Raw genomic sequence first — 24,946 nt, 5'->3', positions numbered from 1 at the left:
AACAATAAAAACGAAACATACAATGAAAAAAGTTATACACAAAGCAGCATCAAGAGGATACGCAAATCATGGATGGTTAAAATCGTTCCATACATTTAGTTTTGCAAGTTATCAAAATCCCAACAGAATGAATTTTGGCATGTTACGTGTTTTAAATGATGACCTTGTACAACCTAAAATGGGTTTCGGGAAACACCCACATAAAAACATGGAAATCATATCAATTCCTATTTCTGGTGCACTTTCTCATAAAGACAGTATGGATAACCAACGGTCTATTGAGGTAGGAGAGGTCCAGGTAATGAGCGCAGGAACGGGCGTAACACATTCAGAATTTAACGATAGTAAAACCACAGCCTCTAATTTTTTACAACTTTGGATTTTTCCAGAAGTAGAAAATGTAACGCCGTATTACAATCAAAAAAAGTTTGATGAAGCAGCACGTAAAAATAATTTTCAAGTTTTGGTTTCTCCAAAAAATAATTTTGTCGCAGGTTCTTTACCCATCAATCAGCAAGGTTATATTTCTATGATTGATTTAGAAGAAGGTTTTGAAACTCAATATCACCTAAAAAATGGCGCCTATTTTTTCTTAATAGAAGGTAATGTTACCATTGCTGATGAAACTTTAGAAAAAAGAGATGCCGTTGGAATTTCTGCCGTCGAGAGCGTTCCTGTTAAAGCAACGATAAAAAGTAAATTGTTAGTGATTGATGTTCCCATGAATTAATCCTTTTTTAGCAAGATGCTTGTTTTAAGTTCTAGTTAGCATTCAAAATTATACTTACTATTTTAAAACATTGTTGTCCGATAAAAGATAAAAAGACCGCTTTCGCTGTTAGAATCAAGAACAAAGACTTGGCTGTAACTAACTGAAAAACAATATTATTATGATTTTAAATTTTTCGATACATCATAAATTCTAAAGCAGTTTTAAAAGCAAGGTGTCCTACTTTAAAAGCTCTTGAAAATCAATACTATCAATACTTTAAACCACTTTAGTTAATTTTAATCGGACACACTAATTTTAAAAATATAATCAGCCAAAGAATCGATTTCTTTGGCTTTTTCTTTTCGAAAAATAAGTATATATTGCAAACTGTTATGCATGCATAATAAATTTAAGACAAAACGAATGAAATATAAGCACATTTTTGAGCCATTAGATTTAGGATTTACTGTATTAAAAAACAGAATTTTAATGGGTTCTATGCACACAGGGTTAGAAGAAGAAAAAAACGGAATTGATAAAATAGCCAAATATTATGCAGAAAGGGCAAAAGGCGGAGTTGGTTTAATTGTTACTGGCGGTATTTCACCCAACATACAAGGTTGGACAGGACCTTTTTCGGCGAGAATGTCTTCTAAAAAACACGCCAAGGAGCATCAAAAAATAACAGAGGCTGTTCACAAAGAAGATGGTAAAATCTGTATGCAAATTTTACATTCAGGTCGCTATGGATACCATCCTTTTAATGTAGCGCCATCAAAGATTAAATCGCCAATAACTCCTTTTAAACCATTTAAATTAACGCAATCAGGCATCAATAGAACAATCCGTGATTTTGTGAAAAGTGCTAAATTATCAAAAATAGCTGGGTATGATGGTGTTGAAATTATGGGGTCAGAAGGGTATTTAATCAATCAATTTATTGCAAAACGAACCAATAAAAGAACTGATAAATATGGCGGAACTTACGAGAATAGAATGCGTTTACCTATCGAATTGGTAAAACAAACGAGAGCAGCTGTAGGAACCAATTTTATCATTATTTATCGATTATCGATGTTAGATTTGGTAGAGAATGGAAGTTCTTGGGAAGAAGTGGTTCAATTAGGTAAAGCAATAGAAAAAGCAGGGGCAACGATTATCAATACGGGAATTGGTTGGCATGAAGCTAGAATTCCTACGATTGCAACATCAGTTCCAAGAGCAGCATTTACTTGGGTTACAAAAAAAATGAAAGAAGAATTGTCAGTTCCGTTAATTACTTCCAATCGAATTAATATGCCAGAAACTGCTGAGAAAATATTATCGGAAGGAGATGCAGATATGATCTCTATGGCACGTCCGTTTTTGGCAGATCCAGAGTGGGTAAACAAAGCGAAAGCAGATAAAAGTGATGAAATAAATACCTGTATTGGTTGCAACCAAGCGTGTTTAGATCATGTTTTTCAGCGTAAAGTGGCAAGTTGTTTGGTAAATCCTAGAGCGTGTCATGAGACAGAATTGAATTATTATCCAACAAAAAATAAGAAAAAAATTGCCGTAATTGGCGCAGGACCTGCAGGTTTAGCAGCGTCTACAATTGCGGCTCAAAGAGGGCATATAGTTACGCTATTTGATGCTGATAAAGAAATTGGAGGTCAATTTAATATGGCAAAACAAATTCCGGGTAAAGAAGAATTTTACGAGACCCTTCGTTATTTCAAAAAACAAATTGAATTGCACAAGGTTACCGTAAATTTAAATACTCGAGTTTCTGCGGGTGATTTGTTAAAATCAGATTTTGATACAATCATTATTGCCACAGGAATCAAACCAAGAGAATTAAAAATTGAAGGCAGTAAGCATCCAAAAGTATTGAGTTATATTGATGTTTTAAAAGATAAAAAACCTGTTGGTAAAAGAGTTGCTGTGATTGGCGCAGGAGGTATTGGCTTCGATGTTTCAGAATATTTATCACACGAAGGGGAATCATCAGCAGAAAATATTGATGTTTGGTTAAAAGAATGGGGTATCGATAAAACGCTAAAAGCAAGAAGTGGAACAGAAGGTGTTCAACCTGAATTTCATCCATCACCAAGAGAAATCTTTATGTTTAAAAGAAGCAAAGGTAAGTTTGGTGGCAATCTAGGTAAAACTACCGGCTGGATTCATAGAGCTACTTTAAAGAAGAAAAAAGTGCAGTTTATTGGTGAGGTTTCGTATACAAAAATAGACGATCAAGGATTGCATTATACTCAAAATGAGGAAGCTAAAATATTAGCGGTAGACAATGTTGTTATTTGTGCGGGTCAAACTCCGCTTAAAGAACTGTATCAACCGTTATTCGATGCAGGTAAAAGTGTGCATGTTATTGGAGGTGCAGATTTTGCGTCAGAATTAGATGCAAAACGGGCAATTGATCAAGGGGCTAGATTGGCTGCAGAATTATAAAACCTTCTTAGTTTTTGAATTTTATTTATAATATTTAAGAACTAACCGTTAAAAATAGTATTTTTAACCAAACTTTTTAAATTTACGTATGAAATCATTCCCTGTTGAAGAAATTACCTCGCTGGTTAACGGTGAACTTATTGGTAATTGTAAAGACCAAATAGTTGCGCCAGAGCACATTAAAAATGCAAAAAAAGGACATATTACCGTTATAGGAAACTCTAAATATGCCGCTTTATGGGAAAACTCAAATGCTAGTGTAGCCATTGTTTATGACGGAATAAAGATCATTCCAGAAGAAGGAAAAGCATTTATAAAAGTTAAAAATCCTGATTTAGCCATGGCAATTTTATTAGATGCTTTTGAGCCAGAATCCCCTTGTTTTGAAACAGATATCCATCCTACAGCGGTCATAGACAAAACTGCTATTTTAGGAAACGGATGTAAAATTGGGGCGAATGTCTTTATTGGTAAAAATGTTATCATCGCAGAAAATGTAATTATCTATCCGAATGTATCTATTTTTGATGATACTGTCATTGGAAATGAAACCGTTATTTGGTCTGGAACCGTTATTCGGGAGCGAAGTAAAATAGGAAGTCGATGTATTTTTCATACGAATGTTAGTATTGGTGCTGATGGTTTTGGATATAGACCAACCAATGACGGTAGAGGTTTAGTAAAAATAAAACATATTGGCAATGTTGTTATCGGGAATGATGTAGAGGTAGGTGCTAATTCATGTATCGATCGAGGAAAATTTAGTTCTACGATTCTAGGTGATGGGTGCAAAATTGATAATTTAGTGCAAATTGGGCATAATTCGGTTTTAGGAAAATACTGTATCATGGCAGGAAATAGTGGTTTGGCTGGTTCTGTAACTTTGGGAGATGGTGTTATTATTGGAGGAAGTGCTTCGATAAAAGATCATGTTACCCTACATGCCGGGGCTAAAGTAGGTGCAGGCTCTGGGGTAATAAGTGATGTTGCAGCTGGCAAATCAGTCGTAGGGTATCCTGCTTGCGATTCTAGAGAAAAGATGAAGCAATGGGTAGCTTTGCGTACGCTTGCAAGAAATTAAATTACTGGTTATTAATTCTTTAACTTCCTTTTAAGTTTAAATATTTTTAATCAAATCTATAATTTGACGATATCATATAAATTACGATATTTGCCAATAAACTAATGAATTAGGAAATATGGGAATGAATAAAAATACAGTCCTTGGTTGGGCAACTCTTTTAATGCTTATTATGGGGGTAGTATTAATCTTATTGGGTGCCTATAGATACAAAGATGTTGCTGGTTGGGGTTTTGCAACCGTAGGAATTGGCTTTTTCTGTATCGCGTGGGTTTTTAATGCCTTAAAAGGAAGAGTATAAAATAAGTCTACAGTTTTCGGTAGCAATTTTTAATTTAAATTTTATAAAAAATAACAATAATGAGTGATGATAAGAAAGTAATCTTTTCAATGAATAAACTTTCTAAAACTTACCAATCTACAGGGAAGCAAGTTTTAAAAGATATTTATTTAAGTTTTTTCTATGGTGCAAAAATTGGGATTCTTGGTTTAAACGGATCTGGGAAATCAACTTTATTAAAAATTATTGCAGGTGTAGAAAAGAATTTTCAAGGTGATGTAACTTTTTCTCCAGGTTATAATGTGGGTTATTTAGAGCAAGAACCAAAATTGGATCCTGAGAAAACAGTTTTAGAAATTGTTAAAGAAGGGGTTGCTGAAACGGTTGCAATTTTAGATGAATACAACAAAATAAACGACATGTTTGGTTTAGAGGAAGTGTATTCTGATGCCGATAAGATGGAAAAACTAATGAACCAACAAGCAGAATTACAAGATAAAATTGAGGCTGCAAATGCATGGGAATTAGATACCAAATTAGAAATTGCCATGGATGCCTTGAGAACTCCAGAGCCTGATAAAAAAATTAGTGTGCTTTCTGGAGGTGAAAAAAGACGTGTTGCATTGTGTAGATTATTATTACAAGAGCCAGAAATTTTATTGTTAGACGAGCCAACAAACCATTTAGATGCAGAGTCTGTGCATTGGTTAGAGCACCATTTAGCGCAATATAAAGGAACCGTAATTGCCGTAACGCACGATAGATATTTTTTAGATAATGTTGCGGGTTGGATTTTAGAGTTAGATAGAGGAGAAGGAATTCCTTGGAAAGGAAATTATTCTTCTTGGTTAGATCAGAAATCTCAACGAATGGCGAAAGAGAGTAAAACGGCTTCTAAACGTCAAAAAACATTAGAGCGTGAACTAGAATGGGTTCGCCAAGGAGCAAAAGGTCGTCAAACAAAGCAAAAAGCTCGTTTGAAGAACTACGATAAATTATTGAGCCAAGATCAAAAACAAGTTGATGAAAAACTTGAAATTTATATTCCTAATGGACCTCGTTTAGGAACCAACGTAATTGAAGCAAACGGTGTTTCTAAAGCTTTTGGTGATAAATTATTATATGATAATTTAGAATTTAATTTGCCACAAGCAGGAATTGTTGGAATTATTGGGCCAAACGGTGCTGGTAAAACCACAATTTTTAAAATGATTATGGGTGAAGAAAAGCCTGATAAAGGAAGTTTTAAGGTCGGTGATACAGTAAAAATAGCCTATGTAGATCAGGCACATTCAAATATAAATCCTGATAAATCTATTTGGGAAAACTTTTCTGACGGACAAGATTTAGTCATGATGGGAGGGAAGCAAGTAAATTCTAGAGCGTATTTAAGTCGCTTTAATTTTTCTGGAAGTGAGCAAAATAAAAAAGTGGACACACTTTCTGGAGGAGAAAGAAATAGATTGCATTTAGCCATGACTTTAAAAGAAGAAGGAAACGTGCTTTTATTAGATGAGCCCACAAACGATTTAGATGTAAATACATTAAGAGCATTAGAAGAAGGTTTAGAAAATTTTGCAGGTTGTGCCGTGGTCATTAGTCACGATCGATGGTTTTTAGATAGGGTTTGTACTCATATTTTAGCTTTTGAAGGCAATAGTGAAGTTTATTTCTTTGAAGGTTCTTTCTCTGATTACGAAGAAAATAAGAAAAAACGCTTGGGTGGAGATTTAATGCCGAAACGTATAAAATATAAAAAATTGATTCGTTAACTTTTTATTAGTCTCAAATATGGTTAAAACTATGTACTTTAGTGTGCATCTCGCTTTAGCTTCTAAAAACCTTTATTGAGTTTTCTTTCAGTTAAAAAAGTATAGATAAAAACTCACTAATAGGTTGCTTTCATTCGAGTAATCACGTATTGCTGACTTTAGTCAGATTTTAAACCTATGGACTTCAAGGTCATAGTAGTTTAGTTTGTCTTATTTTTTCTTATTTGCATCATATCATTTTTCATGATGATTGTCATATAAAAGTTGAATAGTAATAAGTAAATTTAGAGCTTAATTAACTTTTAAAAACAATGAAATTATGAAAAAATATTTTTTAAAATGTGCATTTTTATTTCTTTCAGCAGTAGTTTATGGACAAACTGGTCATATTATGCAAGGTGTAGGAGCTGTAAACATGTCTATGGGAGGTGCATCAACAGCGCAGCCGCTAGATATTTCTGGAGCGTTGCAATGGAATCCGGCAACGATTTCTACTTTTGATCGTAAAATAATAGATTTTAATATTGGATTTTTTTCTTCTTCGCCAGAATTAAGTTCAAGCCTACCAGCTGGAATGTTAGGCCCTGGAGCACCTGGTGTATCTGGCGTTACAGAAGATGATAGAGGTATTTCTCTTATGCCTGCAATCGCTATGGTTTGGGGAAAAGAAGATAGCAAGCATACTTTTGGTGTCTCTGCTTTTGGTATTAGTGGTTTTGGAGTTACTTTTCCTGAAGAGGCAAACAATCCGATGAGTTCTGCATTTAATCCATTAGAAAACTCAAATCCTGTTAATTATCCTCAGGCGGCCAGAGGTTTTGGTCATGTAGAATCTGATTATATGCTTTTGCAAGTGGGGTTTACGTGGTCTTATGAAATTACTGAAACTTTTTCTATTGGTGTACAACCTACATTTAATTATGCGGCGTTAGAATTGGCTCCTAGTCCGCTATCATCTCCAAGTCAAACTTTGGGATATCCAACTTCTGATAAAGCGAGTTCGCTTGGTTTTGGAGCGCAATTTGGAATGTTTTACAACTCTCCAAAGGGATTTAAGTTAGGAGCATCCTATAAAACTGCACAATCTTTTTCAGATTTAGAGTTTAAGAACACCTATTTAAATGGCACTTCAGCGCCTGATACAGCATTCAATATGGATTATCCGGCAATTTTATCATTTGGTTTAGGATATTCAAAAGGTGATTTTGATTTCGCTATTGATTATAGAATGGTAGATTATGAAAACACTGATGGTTTTGCAGATAATGGATGGGAAATTGCAACAAGTGGTCCTGGCGCAAATTTTCCAACAGGAGCAGTAAAAGGATTTGGATGGGAAAATATCAATATTATTTCAATAGGGTTACAATATAAAGGAATTGAAAAGTTACCTTTAAGAATAGGATATACAAATAGTAGCAATCCTATTGCCAACGAATTGGCATTTTTCTCTATTCCTGCAACGGCTGTCATTGCAAATGCTTTCCAATTTGGCTTTAGTTATCCATTAACGGATAGTTTAATGTTAAATGGTGTATATCATTATGGAACGAGTGATGGTAAAACTGAAGGGAGCATGCTAGATCCTACTCCAGATGTTATGGGAGGTCCTTGGAATGCAAATACCAACCCTTTAGGAGCTATTCCTGGAAGTATGATTGGGTATGAAATGACTACAAGTATGATTCAGTTTGGCGTTTCGTATACCTTTAAACAATAAAAGCATTATATAAATAAAGTTAAAAAAGGGCTGCCTAAAAAGGCAGTCTTTTTTTAACTTCTGTATTTTTATGTATCGATTTTCTTTCTATTTTTCTATTTGAATTACCCTTAGTCGGTTGGATGTTTCTAGCATCTTTTTTAATTCTATTTTCACGATTTATAGGTTCTCTTTTACTTTTTATAGTAGGTTGTTTACCTGGTGTAACAGAGTTTCTAGTTGCTCTTTTATCAGCGGTAGTTTCGTTTCTACCTTCTTTTATAGCAATGCCTCTTGTCTGTTTTCTGTAAGATTGATTAGAATTTCTAGTGGCTGTACTTCTTGCACCATTGTTTACAGAAACTTGTTTTCTTCTTTTTAAAATAGTACTTCTTTTTCCTATGCTTGCATTCGGATTTGATTTGTAATAATAGAAATTTCTATCTTCTCTAAATTGAGTGTAATTTGTCCTAAAGTTATTTCCATAGAAAAAACGATCGTTAAAATTATAGGTTACTCCAAGATTTAAGTTGAATCTTATGCCATTATCAAAATAATAGTTGTCTCTAACAAATCCGCTAAAAATTGGTTCATTCCATCTATTATAATTAACTCTTAAGTTTCCAACTCTAATTAGTCGACCTCTATTATAACTTAAAAATATATTTCCAATTCTAGTTACATTATTAAATCGATCATAAGAAATTCTAACTGTACCAATTCTTCTAATTTGTCCTCTAAAATTTCTATCAATATTTAAATTGAATCGATTATTGCTTAATACATCGAAATCAAATTCACCATTCGGAAATATGAAGAATTCTACATCTCTTTCAACAAAGTTAACGGCATTGTCATAAGAATAATAAAACCTATTGTTGTTTGGAAAATTGTGGTCTTTTTTGGCTTCAACAGTAGAAACCATCATGAACATTGCTAGTAAAATAAGTATCCCTTTTTTCATAATATCTGGTTTTAAGGTTTTGTCTACTCTTTATGCTTTTCGACTTTCGCGTTTGGATATTGTAATTTCAAAGAGCATGCCAAAAAATATAATATAGGTTAAGCAGAAATAATATAAAAGTGTAAATAACTAATAAATAAGGTGTTATTTGATTTGTGGAATGTAGAAAATCTAAAGTAAGTAGATTATGAAATTAAAGTTTTAAAATTAAACTTGAAATTATTTTAAGATAGGAAAACTTCTTTACAATTTGTTGGGTATATAAATTGATGTTTTTTTTAGAATATTAAATAGTGAATTTTCAGAGATAATTATATTTTCAAAATCTTTTTTACTTTTTTTTAATAAAAGAAGTGCTGAATGTCTAGCTTTAATAGTATGTTCTTCACCAATACCAAATTTGTGTAAACCCTTACTAGAATTTCACCAATAAGCGGGTCTAACAATCGTATCAGGATACCCCAATTATTATAGTTGCATCATTAACTTCACTTGAATTTGATTTGAACTTCAGCAATTACTAACCATTAATTTTCTTATCGTCATTAAAAAAAGCGTCTTGCAAAGTTTTAAAAGTTTTAAAAGCGTAATAAATTGTAAAAATCAAGAGTAAAATACTAAACACAACAAATACATATGCAAAATATAGGTTTGGAGCTTCATTAAATTTATCAATAGCTTTAAAACTCATTGTTAATAAAACTGGCGAAGCAATAAATAATAATAAAAGAAAGCCAAGTTTAATCAAGGCTTTTCCCAATAAATTTACATCTGTACTCATTTTTGATAATTTTTTATAGCTTCTCTAACACTTCCAAACTCTTTTAACAAGTCGCTTGCCGTCTTTTGGTCGATATGAAGCTCATTAACTAACATTTTTTCTCCTCTATCTACCAATTTATCATTAGATAATTGCATATCAACCATTTTATTGCCTTTTATTTTACCAAGCTGAACCATGGTTGCGGTAGAAATCATGTTTAAAACGAGTTTTTGTGCGGTTCCTGCTTTCATTCTAGAGCTTCCTGTTATAAATTCTGGTCCTACAATTACTTCAATAGGAAATTGCGAAGCGGCAGATAACGGACTATTGGTATTGCAAGAAATAGCACCCGTAATTATATGATGTTCATTACATTTTTCTAACGCAGAAATTACATAAGGGGTTGTGCCTGAAGCAGCAATACCAACCACCACATCTTTATCTGATATTTTATGTTTTTGTAAATCTAACCAACCTTGTGTTTTAGAATCTTCAGCGAATTCAACGGCTTTTCTAATGGCATTATCGCCTCCTGCTATTAATCCGATGACTAATTCATGAGAAACGCCAAATGTTGGTGGACATTCAGAAGCATCTAAAATACCCAATCTACCCGAAGTACCAGCACCAATATAAAAAAGTCTTCCGCCGTTTTTAAGTTTAGCGATAATTTGTTCCGTTAATTTTATTATTTGTGGTAAAGATTTTTGAACTGCCATAGGCACTTCCTTGTCTTCATGATTTATATTTCTTAATAATGAAGATACAGACATCATTTCTAGATGATTGTATTTAGAATCTTGTTCTGTTGTTTTTATAAAAGTCATCTCTCAAAAATAGTGATTTTTTACAATTTTAGCTTAAAATTTTAAAAACCTTTTAAGAAAGTAGTAGTAAAAAAAATATGTTCTAAAATATAAAATATCGAAGTACTTTAAGCGGATAATATTTAAAGGATACAGCTCGTTACTATTCATTTTTATCAACCAAAACTAAGGTAAAAGTATCAGTTTCTGCAATATGAAAATAGCCTAAAGGAAAATTATCGTCATTTGTGGTATTGATCATATTACCTAATAAAGAAGATGGAACAGTTTCAAAAGGACCTCCAGAATTTTGACCACTCTGACCTACCAAAATTCTAAAATAAGTGTAATAGTCTTTAGACATTCCCGACATTTTTATAGTGACCACAGTTGGTAAATCAATATCATCCTCACCATAAAAATAAGAGAAATTATAATCCACATTATTAAAGAAACGGTCTTCAATAGAGGTAAATAAATTATTTGTAAAGTCGAATAAATAAAAATTTTCTTCGGGTCCTACATCCGTAAAATCTACTTTTAATTCGGTTTCATTTCCAGAAAATAAAGTTTCATCTCCTTGAACAACACTTGTTAACGGCGTAGATTTTATTTTTGTAGCTTTTCCTTTGTAGGTTTCATTATCATGAATTACAGTTAATTCATACGCTGTATTATCAAGTGGGATAAACGCTGTTATGGGTTCATAACTTCCGTCTGCATTGGTATCAGCATAGTTAATAATCGTATTGTCTGATAAATTGGTCACAAAAACAGTAGCATTGGTAACGGTTGGAATGACTTCATCAAAATAATCGGCAGATAATTTTAATTTTACAGTTGTATTTGCTGTTACTGGACTTTCATCAAAATACACTTCAAAAGAAGCATCTATAATTAATTTTGGTTCGATAGAAGGTACATCAATATCAACTACTTTTTCACAATTAGCAAAAAAGATTAGCATTAATAAAGGTAGTATATATCTCTTTTTCATGGCTTTAAAATTTAAAATTGTAGGTTACAGAGGGTACTAAACCAAAAATAGAAGTCTGAATTGCTTCATTTCTAAAGGTTTCTGTATTTTGTCTAAAATTGATAGAAGCCGCATTTTGTCTTCCATATACATTATAGAGGCCAAAAACCCATTCTCCTTGCCATTCTTTATTTTTATTTTTATCAGGGGTTAAAGTAGCAGATACATCTAATCTGTGATAGGCTGGCAATCTATCTGCATTTCTTCTATTATCATCAAAAATAGGAACATTTAAACCTTGCACTTCATATTGCCCAACAGGGTAATTTGTAGGTTGGCCAGTTTGTAGTAAAAAGTTGGCATTTAACGACCATTTTTTAGACAACTCATAACTTGTATTTACAGAAATATCATGTGTTTTATCAAAAGGAGAATGATACCATTCACCATTATTAATACCCGGCTCGTTAGCTGTTCTGCCTAAAGTTTGTTGTTCTGATCTTGATAAAGTGTATGCAAACCAACCTTGAAAATCTCCTACATTCTTTTTGAATAAAACCTCTAAACCATAAGCTCTTGCTTGTCCGTTTAAAATTACAGTTTCAATCTCGTTATTGGCAACTAAATTTGCACCGTTTATATAATCGATTCTATTTTGAATATCTTTATAAAAAACTTCAGTTTCTAAAGAATAATCACTGTTTTTGATGGATTTAAAATATCCTAACGCATATTGATCTAATAATTGGGGTTTTATAAAACGACCACTTGGCGCCCAAACATCTAATGGAGTAGGAGAGGCAGTGTTGGTTAGCAAATGTAAATATTGCGCCATTCTGTTATAGCTTGCTTTTATTGAGGTAGCATCATTCAGCACATAAGACAAAGAAAATCTTGGCTCAAAATTACTAAAGGTCGCTAATGCATCGCTTCTTTTAAAAGATTCTGTGGCAATTGCTTCTGCGGACTCATATTTTTTAAATTCTGCGTTATAAATAACCGCTTGATTATTTTCGTAAACATTTAATTCATCTTGCCCTAAACGTGTAAAATTACTAAAACGAATACCATATTGTAAATTTAATTTGTTGCTTACTTTGTGCTCAGCATCTAAATAAACTGCAAACTCGTTGGCATATTTGTCTATTAATTTTTCTGGCTGAATGCCTGAATCTTCTCTATTAGGAATAATTTCGCCAGGATTAAATCTGTTGTATATATTATTGATACCATAACTCAATGTAAATTTATCATTTAAATAATGTTTAAAATCATATTTTAAATTGTAGTTTGTAATACCAGAATCCCATTCAAAACCAACAAAGTCAAGAATTAATCCGTAGAAATAATCTGAATAGATTAAAGATAAATTAGAGAAAATTTTATCAGAAAAAAGATGATTCCAACGCAAGTTTAAGACATTATTACCATATTCATTCACAAAGCTATCACTCACTCCAAATATATCTTTTCCAAAATAAGTAGATAAGAATACATTATTTTTATCATTAATACGATAATTGAATTTACCATTTAAATCGTAAAAATAGGCCTTATTATCATTGTCAAAAAGCGGTAAAAATAAATGCGCATAAGAGGCTCTACCTGCCACAACAAAAGAACTTTTTTCTTTTTCAATGGGGCCTTCTATTAATAATCTTGAAGAAACCAAGCCAATGCCACCATTTACATTAAACTCTTTACTGTTTCCTTCTTTCTGATAAATATCTAAAACGGATGATAATCTTCCTCCGAAACGAGCAGGAATTCCTCCTTTATATAGTTTAACATCTTTAATTACATCAGGGTTAAAAACCGAGAAAAAACCAAATAAATGTGAAGAATTAAAAACAATAGCTTCATCTAATAAAATTAAGTTTTGATCTGCAGCTCCGCCTCTTACATTAAATCCTGAGGCGCCCTCACCAGCACTCGTAACGCCGGGTAATAAAATCAAAGATTTAATAATATCAGCTTCGCCCAAAACAACGGGAATTTTTTTAATGGTTGCCGATGTTAATTTATTGACACTCATTTGAGGAGAACGAACATTTATTTTTTCAATATCAGCCTCAATAATAATTTCATCTAAACTCTCAGATGCCTCTTTTAAATTGAAGTTTTTGATTAATTTTTCTGATAAGTTGATAGTTTCAATAATGGTCGTAAAACCCAAGTAACTAATTTGAACTTTATAAGTGCCTTTAGGAATTGTGATCGAATAAAAACCATATTCATTCGTGGTTGTGCCTGCGTTTAATTCTGGAAAATATACAGATACTCCAATGAGGGTTTCGTTGCTGATATCATCGTAAACAGTGCCACTGACTGTAAATTTTTCCTGGCTATATATAGAAAGCGATAGTAAAAAAAATAGAAAGTAAATCTTTTTCAAATTGTTATTTTTTGTTGAATGAATTCATTGAATTTATCTACAAAAATACTATTATAAAATCGTAAGAAAATGTTAAAATAAAGAGATTAATCATATATTAAATCCGCAACTTCAATTTTTTCATTTTTGATAAAATCATATAATGTTAATCTTCTTAAGGTATAGTAATCAGTCCAAAATTTTTCTAAAGAATTCAAATAACTTAAAGCAGCTCTATCTTTTTCTTGCAAAGCGATGTTTAAATCTGTTATCGTAATTTTACCTAAAATAAAACGCTTTTTAGTAATATCGTATCTTTTTGTAGCTATTTCTTGTGCTTTTTGAGCAATTTCTAAAAAGTTACGTTGATTTTTCCAGTTTAACGTATGTAAATAAATCTCTTGTTCAAATTCTTGTTCATCTTGTTCAACATTGGTGTTTACTAAATCTTTGTTCGCTTCTACTAATTTTCTTCTAGATTTAGAAACCCCCCAATCTAATATAGGAACTCCCACAGAAATCGATACATTTTGTTGTTGATTATAATCTTGAAACAAGTTATTAAAATCATCACCTTGTTGCGAAATTCCGAAATTAGCATTTAAACGCAGTTGCAGTCTATTATTACCTTTTACTTCTGCCACATCTTGTTCGGCTTGCAAACGTCTTCTTCTAAATTCAATCACTGCCTTTCTATTCGATTTAGCTTCCTCTAAAGCTTTTTCTACTGTAACTGTAAATATTGATAATTCTTTGGGGGCGTTTAACAAAAGGTTTTCCGTTTCTAAATCTAAATACCGGGCTAAGTTTTGCGAGGTTCTTTTGATGTCAATTTCGTTAGTGGTTACTTCATTTTTAGAATTTAAAACGGATAATTCAATTTGCAATAAATCATTTTCAGCAATTTTACCCATTTTAAATCTTCCTTTACTAATTTGAAATAAAGTATCTTGATTAGAAAAATTAGATTGTGCAATTTTTGCTTGAACTTGTGCTTTTAGTAAAGCAAAATACCTTCTGGTAGTGTTAAGAGAAATAGCTTCCATACCTTCAATAAAATCTCTTTTCGCTTCTTCATAAAGTAAGGGTTCAATCTTTTTATTCCATTTAAACTCATTGTAAAAGATAGAATTTTGCCTGTAGTTTATAGAAAACGGAACTACTGCAAATCTAGTTGCATCATTTGTAAAAAGATCGACTCTTTCTACTTGAGAACTAAAAGATAATGTACCCCCTGTAAAACCTAAATTTTGGTTTAAAGATAAATTTCCTTGCAATCTAGATTGATTGGTTTGTACAAAAATATCTTCACCTTGATCATTGGTAAGCCTATTGATAGAGTTAGAGTATGAAGGTAAAGTAGCATCTAAACGCAATTGTGGTAAAAAACTAGCTTTAAAATTTCTAAATCTCCAATAACTAGCCTGGTTTTGATTGATGAGCGCTTTGTATTCAGGAGATTTTTTTTGAGCAATTTCAATAGCTTGGTCTAATGTAATTTGTTGTTGACTATGTGTGTAAATAGATAGTAAAAAACAAAAAGTAATTAAAATATTTTTCATAGTTATTCGTGTCTAATAGCTTCAATAGGGCTTTTACTCGCAGCAGATTTTGCAGGCGCAATGCCAAAAATTAATCCAATAAGGGTGGCAACAAAAAAAGAAAGTAGAATGGAACTTAAAGTTAAAATAGTTTCTATGCCAGTGGTTATTTCTAAAATATAGGAGGCAAAAATGCCTAGTAAAATTCCAACAATACCGCCTCCGATACTTACCAAAACAGATTCTGTTAAAAACTGCAGAATAACATCTTCTTGGGTAGCGCCGATTGCCCTAATAATTCCGATTTCTTTTGTTCGCTCTAAAACAGACGCCAACATAATATTCATAATTCCTATACCGCCAATTAATAAAGAAATACCAGCAATAATACTTAAAACAATATTAAATATCTGCTTGGTTTTTTGTTGCTGTTTTAAAAGTTGGATGGGTATAGAAATCTCAAAATCCAACATATCATTATGTCTTCTTTTAAGCATTCTGCTTAATACATCTGCAGTTGAATTTAATTCTGCTGAATTATTTACTTGAATCGTTAATTTATCGATTTGATGATAATTACCTCTAGGAATTTTCTTTTTTGGACCCTGTTGATCTCCACTGATAAAAATCATACCACCTCCAGTTTCTATAGGTTTATCACTAATAATTTTACGATCTTTATAACGCACTAAGAAAGTAGTAATGGGTATATAAACATCTTGGTTTAAATCTCGAATTCCTAAATTTTCTTGAGCATTTTCTGATATAAATTTTTCTTCGATAACACCAATAACTTGTAACCAAACATCTTTCACTTTTATTTGTTTGCCAATAGCACTTTCTCCAGTAAATAGTTTTTTCTCAATTTTTTTACCAATAATACAAACGGGTAAAGAATACGCTATTTGTGCATCAGAAAAGTTTTTACCACTTTCAATATCGATATTTGAGGTAGCAAAAAAGTCTGAAGAAACACCAATTAATTTTACAGGACTTTGCCTTCCTTTTTTAATCACGTAGGTTTCTAGAATAATTTCTGGACTTATTTTTTTTACCGAGGGCAGATTTTTTTTGATGCTATTCACATCTAACATATCTAAACCTTTAGAAAACCTTTTGGGAGAAATGCCACCGGCATCTGTTTCATCTTCAGTATTCTCATTTTCTGCTTCATCCGGAATCGGGGTAATAACAATATTGTTAACACCCACCAACTCTAATTGTGCTAAAATTTCTTTTTCTGCACCACTACCAATTGCAAGCATTGTTATCACTGCAGCAACACCAAAAATAATACCTAAAGATGTTAATAAGGTTCTTACTTTATTGGCTAAAATTACACGTACAGCTTCGCTAAAATTAGATTTTAGTTTTTCTATATAGATTTTATCAATCATAAAAAAACTAATTTAATTTTGCTATTTGATCATCATCTAAACCTTCTGGTTTGTTTAAATATACAACATCTTCTGCTGTTAAGCCTTCTAAAATTATAACAGAGTCGTTATTAGAATCGCCAATCTTCACTTGTTTTTTAGCTACAGAAAACCCAGTCTTTTTATAAACATAGGTAATTGAATCTTTAGAGAAAATAGCTTCTAAAGGAACACTTAAAACATCTTTTCTTTCAAAAGTTAATATTTTGTTTGAGGTTGTCATGCCAGGTCTTATATTGGTATTAGATCCATTTAATTTTATCAAAACTTGAAAAACCTTTATATCTGAACCTCTTTTATTTTCACCAACATTAGCAACATCAGTTACAATTCCATCCATTTCTATATCAGGAAATGCATCAAAACCAATTTTTACAGGCAAATCTTTTTTTATTTTTCTGATATCAACCTCATTTGCGTAGGTTTTAGATTCCATTTTTGTTAAATCTGGTAAACTGGCAATCGTAGGATTCCAAGGGCTAATATCAGAACCTACTTTTTTCTTGGTACCATCCCATTCTTTATCATAAGTAATCATACCATTTCCATCAGAATAAATGGTAAAAGATTTTAGTAATTTTAATAAATCATCTAATTTTTTTCTAATTTTAGATACTTGTGTACCTACTTCAACCATTTTTGCATTGGCTTGTCTCTTTTTAATCTTGTAGTTTTCTAGCTTCTCTTTTAAATCTCTCTCAGCTTTTTCTAGATTTATTTCTAGTTTTTTAATAGTTGCTGGTGGCTCATATATAGATTGTTTTAGTTCTAATGAGGTTTCTTCCATACTAAAACGTAAATCTTTTATGGCATTTCTTTCTTGTTTTAATGAAAGAGTCGTATCTAATTGTTGTTGTGTAAATTTAGATTCGGCTGTTTCTAAATTTAATTGCGCATCTAAAATTTGTTCATTTACGCCACTAGGATCTAGCCTTCCAACATAATCACCTTTTTTAACGATACTACCTTCAGCCACTAAATCTTGAATTTTAATATTATTGAGTCGGAATTTTCTAAGATTACTTGGACCGTTAATTTTTTTCAGGCTAGTTGATTGTGCTTCGCCAGAAGTAATGACTTCACTAATAAAATTTCCCTTTTTTACTTTTGTAGTAATGTAAATATCACCTTCTTTTGCGGGTGAAAAATAGCTGTAAATAAAGTAAATTAGAATTAATCCTATAGAAGTAAAAATGGCAATACGCTTCTTGTTCATTGGTTCATAGATTGATTAGGATTCAAAACTAACTAAAAAAAGAGTGCTAAATAGCACTCTTTTTGTTAATATTTTAAGAAAATTTATGTAAAACTTTAACTAAAAAAAACTGTTTAAAGTGCTATTGGGTCTCATAGCCTGGTTGGCTAGTTCTTCATTGGGCATAAAATAACCTCCAATATTTACAGGATTACCTTGAATTTCATTTAATTCAGAAACTATTTTATCTTCATTTTTACTTAAAGATTCTGCTAACTTCGTAAATTCATTTTTTAGTTCGATGTTTTTATTTTGATTCGCCAAACCTTGAGCCCAATATAATGCTAAATAAAAATGAGAACCTCTATTATCTATTTCACCTACCTTTCTTGATGGTGATTTATTATGTTCTAAAAACGTATCCGTTGCCTCGTCTAAGGTTTCTGCCAACACGAGCGCTTTTGGATTATTCGTGGTGTTTCCTAAATGTTCTAGAGAAACTGCTAGTGCTAAAAATTCACCTAAAGAATCCCAACGTAAATGGTTTTCTTCTAAAAATTGTTGTACATGTTTTGGAGCAGAACCACCAGCGCCAGTTTCAAACAAACCGCCACCATTCATTAAAGGAACTATTGATAACATTTTAGCAGAAGTACCTACTTCTAAAATAGGGAATAAGTCTGTTAAATAATCACGCAAAACATTACCCGAAACAGAAATCGTATCTTGTCCTTTTACAATTCTTTCTAGGGTAAACTCGGTAGCTTTTATCGGTGATAAAATTCGGATATCTAAACCATCGGTATCATGATTTTGTAAATATTTTTTAACTTTTTTAATCACTTCTGCATCATGACCTCTGTCTTTATCTAACCAAAAAACCGCGGGAGTTTTAGAAGCTCTTGCTCTTGTAACTGCTAATTTTACCCAATCTTGAATTGGTAAATCTTTCGTTTGGCACATTCTCCAAATGTCTCCTTCTTCTACGGCATGCTCTATTAAAGTTTTTCCGGTGGTATCATCTACCACAATTACTTTTCCTGCTTTTGCAATTTCAAAAGTTTTATCATGAGAACCATATTCCTCTGCTTTTTGAGCCATTAAACCAACATTAGGAACTGTTCCCATAGTTGTGGGATCAAAAGCGCCGTTCTTTTTACAAAAATCTATCGTCGCTGCATAAATTCCGGCATAAGAACTATCAGGAATAATTGCTTTGGTATCTTGTAATTTTCCGTGTGAATTGTACATTTTACCAGAAGTTCTTATCATGGCAGGCATAGAAGCATCTATAATGATGTCTGAAGGTACATGCAAATTAGTAATTCCTCTATCAGAATTTACCATCGCTATTTCAGGGCCGTGATCAAAAGCATATCTTAAATCTTCTCTAATTTCATCTCGTTTTTCTTTTGGTAATTCACTTAATTTACTGAGCAGATTTCCAAGACCATTATTAACATCAACACCGATTTTTTTAAAAGTCTTTCCATGTTTTTTAAATAGGTCAGAGAAAAATACTTTTACTGCATGACCAAAAATTATAGGGTCACTTACTTTCATCATTGTACCTTTCATGTGCAACGAAAACAATACATTTTTATCTAAAGAATCTTCATATTCTTCTTCTAAAAAATCGATTAATGCTTTCTTACTCATTATAGTAGCATCAATAATTTCTCCTTCTAATAAGGCAAAGCTTTCTTTTAAAACTTTTACTGCGCCGTTTTCTGCAATATGCTGTATGCTTATAGATGTAGGTTTTTTTATAGTAATCGATTTCTCGTTACTAAAAAAATCACCAGTAGACATGGTTGCTACATGCGATTTAGAATCTGGGCTCCAAGAACCCATAGAATGTGGGTTTTTACGAGCGTAATTTTTAATAGCTTTTGGAGCTCTTCTGTCTGAATTTCCTTCCCTTAAGACTGGATTTACGGCAGAACCTTTTACTTTGTTATACGTTGCTAAAATATTTTTTTCTTCCTCTGTTTCAGGATCTTCAGGGAAATTAGGTAAAGCATACCCTAAGGTTTGTAATTCATCAATAGCTGCCTTTAATTGTGCTACGGAAGCGCTAATATTTGGTAATTTTATAATATTTGCTTCTGGATTTTTAACTAAATCTCCCAAAATAACTAAAGCATCTTCAACTTTTTGTTCTTCTGTTAAATAATCAGAAAAATTTGCAAGAATTCTAGCTGCTAAAGAAATATCTTTAACTTCAAATTCTATGTTAGAAGATTTTGTGAATGCTTTTACAATTGGCAAGAAAGAACGGGTTGCTAAAGCTGGAGCTTCATCTGTTTTTGTATATATAATTTTAGCTGTTTTGCTCATGTAAATTGTATTTTAAATAATTGTAAGAATAATATACTTTCTAAAGAAAACTATATTGTTTTGAAAGCGAACAAATTTATGAATTTAAGTTGGCATTTTTATTGGTAAAATGCTATTAATTAAGGCGATTTATTGCATTTATTATAATTTTTGAAATCGATTTCGAAGAAGTGAAAAATATAAAACCATATCAAACAAATACTGGTCACGATATAATTTTTTTTAAATAGTTTTGAGATTATTTTCTAAGAATTTAAAATAGATAAGAATACAGGTACAATTCTTTTTTCGGAAGAAATTATCTTTCTCTATTTTTTTAATAACATTTGTAAAAGAATTCTTTTTTAAAGTGATACATCTTTCAAAAATGCACTATTAAGGAGCATCAATTTAAAGAACGTTCACGTATAAATTTACATTTTTTCAATTTTATATCTTTTATACCAATTTAGTTATTAAATGCCGTGTAAATAAATTGAATTATTTTTTGGTTCATTGAAATTAAAAAACAATTAGCGAAGCCTTCGTTACGGTCATTTTTTTTAATAAAAAGTAAGCGAAAAAGAAACGATTTATTACGGCATTAGATGTCTAAAATGGTATTATTAGTGTTGTCCGATTAAAATTAGCTAAAATGTTTTAAAGTATTGATAGTATTGATTTTGAAGAGCCTTTAAAGTAGTATACCTTGCTTTTAAAACCGCTTTAGAATTTATGATGTATCGAAAAATTTAAAATCTTAATAATATTGTTTTTCAGTTAGATACATTCAAGTCTTTGTTCTTTACTCTAACAGCGAAAGCGGTCTTTTTATCTTTTATCGGACAACAATGATCTGTTATATCGATTTAGATTTATGATGGCGTTTAAATAATTGGATATCTTTCGTTACAATAATTTTTTTTAAAAAAGAAAGCGAAAAAGAAACGATTTATTACGGCATTATATGTCCAAAATGGAATTCATTCAGTTAAATTGTAAAATCAATATAAATGGAATCAGCGTATGTGAATTAGCAGTTTTTTTTAATTAACTAGAAATCAACATAATATTAACCATAGTTATGAACATTTGTGAACAAAGGAATGTAAACGCAACGTTGTTTGAATAAAAAAAAAGCGTTGTGAATTTCACAACGCTTTATCATATAACTTTTTAAAAAGAGATTATCTTCTTTTTTCAGTAATTCTAGCTTTTTTACCAGTAAGACCTCTAAAGTAGTAAATACGAGCTCTACGTACTTTACCTCTTTTATTAACTTCAATTTTTTGAATAGAAGGTAAGTTTACAGGGAAAATTCTTTCTACACCAACAGTACCAGACATTTTTCTGATTGTAAATGTTTCAGAAGCTGCAACTCCTTTTCTTTGAATTACTACACCTCTAAAAAACTGAGTACGTACTTTTTCGCCTTCCTTGATTTCGTAATACACTGTAATTGTATCACCCGCAGTAAATTCTGCAAATTCCTTTTTTGTTATAAATTCGTCTTGAACAAATTTTATTAAAGATTCCATATCTTATAATTTATAGTTTTGTAAAACAACGTTCACGATTTTTTCGTCAGAGGTTATTTTTCCGGTTGCAAAAGTAATAAAAAGTTTATAAAATAAGAGTAAAATTATTTAAATTTATTTTACCGAATGTTTTATATGCATCATAAACTATAATGAATTTGCATTTTAAAATTTAAGCTTCTGATTTTACTTTTTTATGGATGTAAATAAAGCCTTTTTTTTCTATTTCCATCAATTAATTGAAAGTTTTCAGATAATAAGGACTTCATTTTTTCTTCATCACCTTTAGAAATAATAAAATAGAATCTATTTTCTTCTTTTATGATGGTCTTTAATTCATTCAAATGAATAGATTTTACTTTTCCTGAACTATAAAACTGACTTGAATAACTTTTAGTGTTAAAATGGTATAATTCACTGCTATTTTGTTCACAATGTTGTATTAAATATTTATCTGAATTGGCATAATTTTCAATGTTATTATCATATAAACCAATACTATAAGTAATCATTGATGCAACAGGAACAATTAAACTAACCGTAATAATGAATGCTTTTTGTTTTATATCTTTCCAAAAATAAACGGCTAAAAGTGCAATGGGAATCATAACTGGTAAAATATAAGGATGAATTAAGCTTTTGGAAACCGTAAAAAATAAAGGTGTCCAAACTAGCCAAGCGCCCAAAAAAAGAATCCATTTATTAGAAAATAATTGTTTTTTGTTTTTCCATAATTTACCTATTACAACCTGTATCCAAGGCATCGCAAATAGCAAAAGAAAAATCCAAATAATTCCCAAAGGTTGTTGTTTTGGAAAACCATATTTATCTCCAGACCAACTACTATCAAAAAAACGTTTAAAATGTTCTCCTACAATAAAATAATCAATAAAACCTGGAGTTTTTTGTTCTGCTAAATAATACCATGGACCAGCTACTGCGGTAATCATTAATATTCCTAAAATAATTGGAATTGTAGAAAATATTTTTTTAAATGATTTTGAAATTAATGCCCACATAAAAATAGGGGGTAAGGTTAAAATAAAGACGATAGGGCCTTTTGCTAATAAACCAATACCGAAACCAACAAATATTGCATACTTCCAGATTTTATTTTCAGGATTGGTGATGGCTTCCCAAAAAGATAGCATGACTAATGCTACAGAAAAAGCTAGTAAAGTATCGGTAGAAACAACGCCCGCATGAATAAAAAATTGGGGAATTGTAAGCACTATAAAGCCGGGTAGAAAAAATGGAAGTTTCTCCCTTGTGGCGTATTTTCCTATTAAAAAAACTAATAAAATACTAAATAAAAGGTAAGGTAATCTGGCAGTAAATTCTGAAACACCAAAAGCATCGAAGCTTAATGCCGAGAGCCAAGTTGAAAGCGGTGGTTTTGCCCAAAAGGGAATTCCGTAATCTATTTGAGGTGTAATATAATCGTTTGTTTCTGCCATAATTCTGGCAATTTCTGCATAACGTGCTTCTGTTTTATCCATTAATGGAATTGCCCCATTTAAAAAAGCTCGCCAAATAATTAAAATGATAATTGAAATCAAAAAAAAATGTTTTTTGTTGATGAGTTTTTTCATCTGTTTATAATTCTGTTTTATTCTCATAATGAGTGTTTTAAAAAATAGTTGCAAACACCAAGAAAGTTAAATTTTCATCTTCAAGCTCTATGGCTTACTGCTGTGTGCTTAGCGTTTGTTGTCAGTTTCATTTTCGGGGTTTCCTATTTTTGATAGGATATTTCAACCTCCAGTAAAAATCGACCTTTATGCAACTTGTAATTGTTCTGTATCAATACCTAGCTCCTTTAATCGCTTGATATGATGTTGTATTTGATTTACTTTTCTCTTATTGTCTAAAAACTCTACACCTAAATCTTTATAAGCCACTTGGTCTTTTAGTATAAAATAGGCTGCGACAAGGATCTTATGTCCTACTGCTATTAATGCTCTTTTTTTACCTCTTCTAACTACCAAACTGTCGTATTTACTTCTTAAATAAGTGTTCTTTGTTCTTGTTGCAGCCCATGCACATTGTACTAATAATACTTTTAAATATTTATCGCCATGGGTTGTGCGACTACTTTTTTTTTTACCTGCACTTTCATTATTTCCTGGACTCATTCCTGCCCAAGAAGCTAAATGCCTTTCGCTTGGAAATTGATCCATATTATTGCCAATCTCTGCTAATATTCCTGATGCCGCATCTTTACCTACTCCTGGAATTGTTTGTAACAATTCAAGAGACAAATTTTGTTCGTTATTCTTTAAATGGACATCGATACGTGAATCCAACATTTCTATAGTGGCTTGTTTTTCTACAATACAAGACTTAATAGTACTTAACATAAATTTATGATGTTCGGTTAAACACCCTTTTAAAGATTTCGCTAAATCTTCCTTGCTACAAGCAAGTTTTCCATGACGAAATTTCATTAACTCATCTATATTATCCTCGCCATCAATCATTGCATTGATAATCTTTGTGGCTGTAGCACCACTCATACTACTGACAACACTTGATAACTTTATATTCGCATCTTCTAATATCTTTTGAAGTCTATTTTTTTCCGAAGCAATATAACCCGTAAGTTTTCTCCTGTACCTTGTTAAATCTCGTAACTCTCTGGTGTGCTTGGGAGGGATAAAACTGCCTCGTAACAAACCACTCAAAAGTAACTTTGTAATCCATTTGCTATCTGCTTTATCGGTCTTACGACCTGGCACATTTTTAATATGGCGGGCATTGACTAAAATAACCTCAAAGTTTTCTTCCAAAATATTAAAAACAGGTTTCCAATACACACCTGTACTCTCCATAGCTACATGAGTAACTTTATTTTTCAAAAGCCAATCTCGAAGTTCTTCTATGTTTTCTGTGAAACTATCAAAACTACGAGTCTCTTCTGTAATGTTTGTCCCTCGAATTGTCGCTACTAAAATCTTTTTGTGGATGTCTATACCACAACCTTTTTCTACAACTTGCTCAAAACTGATTGATTTATCCATGGTCTGTGTTTTCAACGCAAAA

The 24,946-nt window shown here is 31.6% G+C and carries 18 protein-coding genes; 6 read left to right on the top strand and 12 right to left on the bottom strand.

Annotation, left to right across the window (positions count from 1 at the left end; genetic code table 11):
* The first annotated feature begins 22 nt into the window (after positions 1-22).
* The 6 genes from K8354_RS07610 (at position 23) to K8354_RS07585 (ending at position 8,013) form a co-directional block, all read left to right on the top strand.
* On the top strand, positions 23-730 hold the full coding sequence (locus tag K8354_RS07610) for a pirin family protein (RefSeq protein WP_223446935.1): 708 nt from the start codon (positions 23-25) through the stop codon (positions 728-730).
* Between the two features lie 405 nt (positions 731-1,135).
* A complete protein-coding gene (locus K8354_RS07605; RefSeq protein WP_223446933.1) occupies positions 1,136-3,160 on the top strand; it encodes an NADPH-dependent 2,4-dienoyl-CoA reductase in 2,025 nt (674 codons plus the stop codon).
* 88 nt (positions 3,161-3,248) lie between these two features.
* Entirely contained in the window at positions 3,249-4,241 is a 993-nt protein-coding gene (lpxD, locus tag K8354_RS07600; protein WP_223446931.1) for a UDP-3-O-(3-hydroxymyristoyl)glucosamine N-acyltransferase, read from the top strand.
* A gap of 118 nt (positions 4,242-4,359) precedes the next feature.
* Entirely contained in the window at positions 4,360-4,542 is a 183-nt protein-coding gene (locus K8354_RS07595; protein ID WP_147119565.1) for a CAL67264 family membrane protein, read from the top strand.
* Between the two features lie 59 nt (positions 4,543-4,601).
* A complete protein-coding gene (ettA, locus tag K8354_RS07590) occupies positions 4,602-6,293 on the top strand; it encodes an energy-dependent translational throttle protein EttA (protein WP_223446929.1) in 1,692 nt (563 codons plus the stop codon).
* A 319-nt stretch (positions 6,294-6,612) separates the two neighbouring features.
* A complete protein-coding gene (locus K8354_RS07585) occupies positions 6,613-8,013 on the top strand; it encodes an OmpP1/FadL family transporter (RefSeq protein WP_223446927.1) in 1,401 nt (466 codons plus the stop codon).
* Between the two features lie 34 nt (positions 8,014-8,047).
* Here the strand turns inward: K8354_RS07585 and K8354_RS07580 are convergent, their stop codons facing one another.
* From K8354_RS07580 to K8354_RS07525, 12 genes are all read right to left on the bottom strand, one after another.
* The gene (locus K8354_RS07580; RefSeq protein ID WP_223446924.1) at positions 8,048-8,956 is read right to left on the bottom strand and encodes a hypothetical protein; all 909 of its coding nucleotides are present in this window, start codon (positions 8,954-8,956) and stop codon (positions 8,048-8,050) included.
* A 520-nt stretch (positions 8,957-9,476) separates the two neighbouring features.
* Positions 9,477-9,737, bottom strand: coding sequence for a DUF6095 family protein (locus tag K8354_RS07575; protein ID WP_223446922.1), 261 nt, complete (start codon positions 9,735-9,737; stop codon positions 9,477-9,479).
* The gene (gene murQ / locus K8354_RS07570) at positions 9,734-10,546 is read right to left on the bottom strand and encodes an N-acetylmuramic acid 6-phosphate etherase (RefSeq protein WP_223446920.1); all 813 of its coding nucleotides are present in this window, start codon (positions 10,544-10,546) and stop codon (positions 9,734-9,736) included. Before murQ ends, K8354_RS07575 begins: the two co-directional genes overlap by 4 nt.
* A gap of 142 nt (positions 10,547-10,688) precedes the next feature.
* A complete protein-coding gene (locus K8354_RS07565) occupies positions 10,689-11,522 on the bottom strand; it encodes a DUF4249 family protein (RefSeq protein ID WP_223446918.1) in 834 nt (277 codons plus the stop codon).
* A 4-nt stretch (positions 11,523-11,526) separates the two neighbouring features.
* Complete coding sequence (locus tag K8354_RS07560; protein ID WP_223446916.1) at positions 11,527-13,896, bottom strand: TonB-dependent receptor; 2,370 nt, start codon at positions 13,894-13,896, stop codon at positions 11,527-11,529.
* Between the two features lie 86 nt (positions 13,897-13,982).
* Positions 13,983-15,437 carry a TolC family protein gene (locus K8354_RS07555; RefSeq protein ID WP_223446914.1) on the bottom strand — a complete coding sequence of 485 codons (1,455 nt, stop codon included), beginning with the start codon at positions 15,435-15,437 and terminating at the stop codon, positions 13,983-13,985.
* A gap of 2 nt (positions 15,438-15,439) precedes the next feature.
* The gene (locus K8354_RS07550; protein ID WP_223446912.1) at positions 15,440-16,813 is read right to left on the bottom strand and encodes an ABC transporter permease; all 1,374 of its coding nucleotides are present in this window, start codon (positions 16,811-16,813) and stop codon (positions 15,440-15,442) included.
* Between the two features lie 7 nt (positions 16,814-16,820).
* Positions 16,821-18,068, bottom strand: coding sequence for an efflux RND transporter periplasmic adaptor subunit (locus K8354_RS07545; RefSeq protein WP_223446910.1), 1,248 nt, complete (start codon positions 18,066-18,068; stop codon positions 16,821-16,823).
* A gap of 99 nt (positions 18,069-18,167) precedes the next feature.
* Positions 18,168-20,387: an NADP-dependent isocitrate dehydrogenase gene (locus tag K8354_RS07540; protein ID WP_223446908.1), complete on the bottom strand. Its 2,220-nt coding sequence runs from the start codon at positions 20,385-20,387 to the stop codon at positions 18,168-18,170.
* Positions 20,388-21,553: 1,166 nt separating this feature from the next.
* Positions 21,554-21,904, bottom strand: coding sequence for a 50S ribosomal protein L19 (gene rplS, locus K8354_RS07535; protein WP_223446906.1), 351 nt, complete (start codon positions 21,902-21,904; stop codon positions 21,554-21,556).
* Between the two features lie 194 nt (positions 21,905-22,098).
* The gene (locus K8354_RS07530) at positions 22,099-23,523 is read right to left on the bottom strand and encodes an ArnT family glycosyltransferase (protein ID WP_223446904.1); all 1,425 of its coding nucleotides are present in this window, start codon (positions 23,521-23,523) and stop codon (positions 22,099-22,101) included.
* A 159-nt stretch (positions 23,524-23,682) separates the two neighbouring features.
* On the bottom strand, positions 23,683-24,924 hold the full coding sequence (locus K8354_RS07525) for an IS110 family RNA-guided transposase (protein ID WP_223446902.1): 1,242 nt from the start codon (positions 24,922-24,924) through the stop codon (positions 23,683-23,685).
* Positions 24,925-24,946: the final 22 nt, after the last annotated feature.

It is taken from the genome of Polaribacter litorisediminis, from assembly GCF_019968605.1.
Lineage (GTDB): Bacteria > Bacteroidota > Bacteroidia > Flavobacteriales > Flavobacteriaceae > Polaribacter > Polaribacter litorisediminis.
Note: the sequence above shows the minus strand (reverse complement) of the source record. Positions and strands in the feature narration are given on the sequence as shown.

Bases quoted from the DNA above. Each gene is read 5' to 3' on its own strand.
- K8354_RS07610 (WP_223446935.1), top strand. From the start codon at position 23: ATGAAAAAAGTTATACACAAAGCAGCATCAAGAGGATACGCAAATCAT.
- K8354_RS07605 (WP_223446933.1), top strand. From the start codon at position 1,136: ATGAAATATAAGCACATTTTTGAGCCATTAGATTTAGGATTTACTGTA.
- lpxD (WP_223446931.1), top strand. From the start codon at position 3,249: ATGAAATCATTCCCTGTTGAAGAAATTACCTCGCTGGTTAACGGTGAA.
- K8354_RS07595 (WP_147119565.1), top strand. From the start codon at position 4,360: ATGGGAATGAATAAAAATACAGTCCTTGGTTGGGCAACTCTTTTAATG.
- ettA (WP_223446929.1), top strand. From the start codon at position 4,602: ATGAGTGATGATAAGAAAGTAATCTTTTCAATGAATAAACTTTCTAAA.
- K8354_RS07585 (WP_223446927.1), top strand. From the start codon at position 6,613: ATGAAAAAATATTTTTTAAAATGTGCATTTTTATTTCTTTCAGCAGTA.
- K8354_RS07580 (WP_223446924.1), bottom strand. From the start codon at position 8,956: ATGAAAAAAGGGATACTTATTTTACTAGCAATGTTCATGATGGTTTCT.
- K8354_RS07575 (WP_223446922.1), bottom strand. From the start codon at position 9,737: ATGAGTACAGATGTAAATTTATTGGGAAAAGCCTTGATTAAACTTGGC.
- murQ (WP_223446920.1), bottom strand. From the start codon at position 10,546: ATGACTTTTATAAAAACAACAGAACAAGATTCTAAATACAATCATCTA.
- K8354_RS07565 (WP_223446918.1), bottom strand. From the start codon at position 11,522: ATGAAAAAGAGATATATACTACCTTTATTAATGCTAATCTTTTTTGCT.
- K8354_RS07555 (WP_223446914.1), bottom strand. From the start codon at position 15,437: ATGAAAAATATTTTAATTACTTTTTGTTTTTTACTATCTATTTACACA.
- K8354_RS07550 (WP_223446912.1), bottom strand. From the start codon at position 16,813: ATGATTGATAAAATCTATATAGAAAAACTAAAATCTAATTTTAGCGAA.
- K8354_RS07545 (WP_223446910.1), bottom strand. From the start codon at position 18,068: ATGAACAAGAAGCGTATTGCCATTTTTACTTCTATAGGATTAATTCTA.
- K8354_RS07540 (WP_223446908.1), bottom strand. From the start codon at position 20,387: ATGAGCAAAACAGCTAAAATTATATATACAAAAACAGATGAAGCTCCA.
- rplS (WP_223446906.1), bottom strand. From the start codon at position 21,904: ATGGAATCTTTAATAAAATTTGTTCAAGACGAATTTATAACAAAAAAG.
- K8354_RS07530 (WP_223446904.1), bottom strand. From the start codon at position 23,523: ATGAGAATAAAACAGAATTATAAACAGATGAAAAAACTCATCAACAAA.
- K8354_RS07525 (WP_223446902.1), bottom strand. From the start codon at position 24,924: ATGGATAAATCAATCAGTTTTGAGCAAGTTGTAGAAAAAGGTTGTGGT.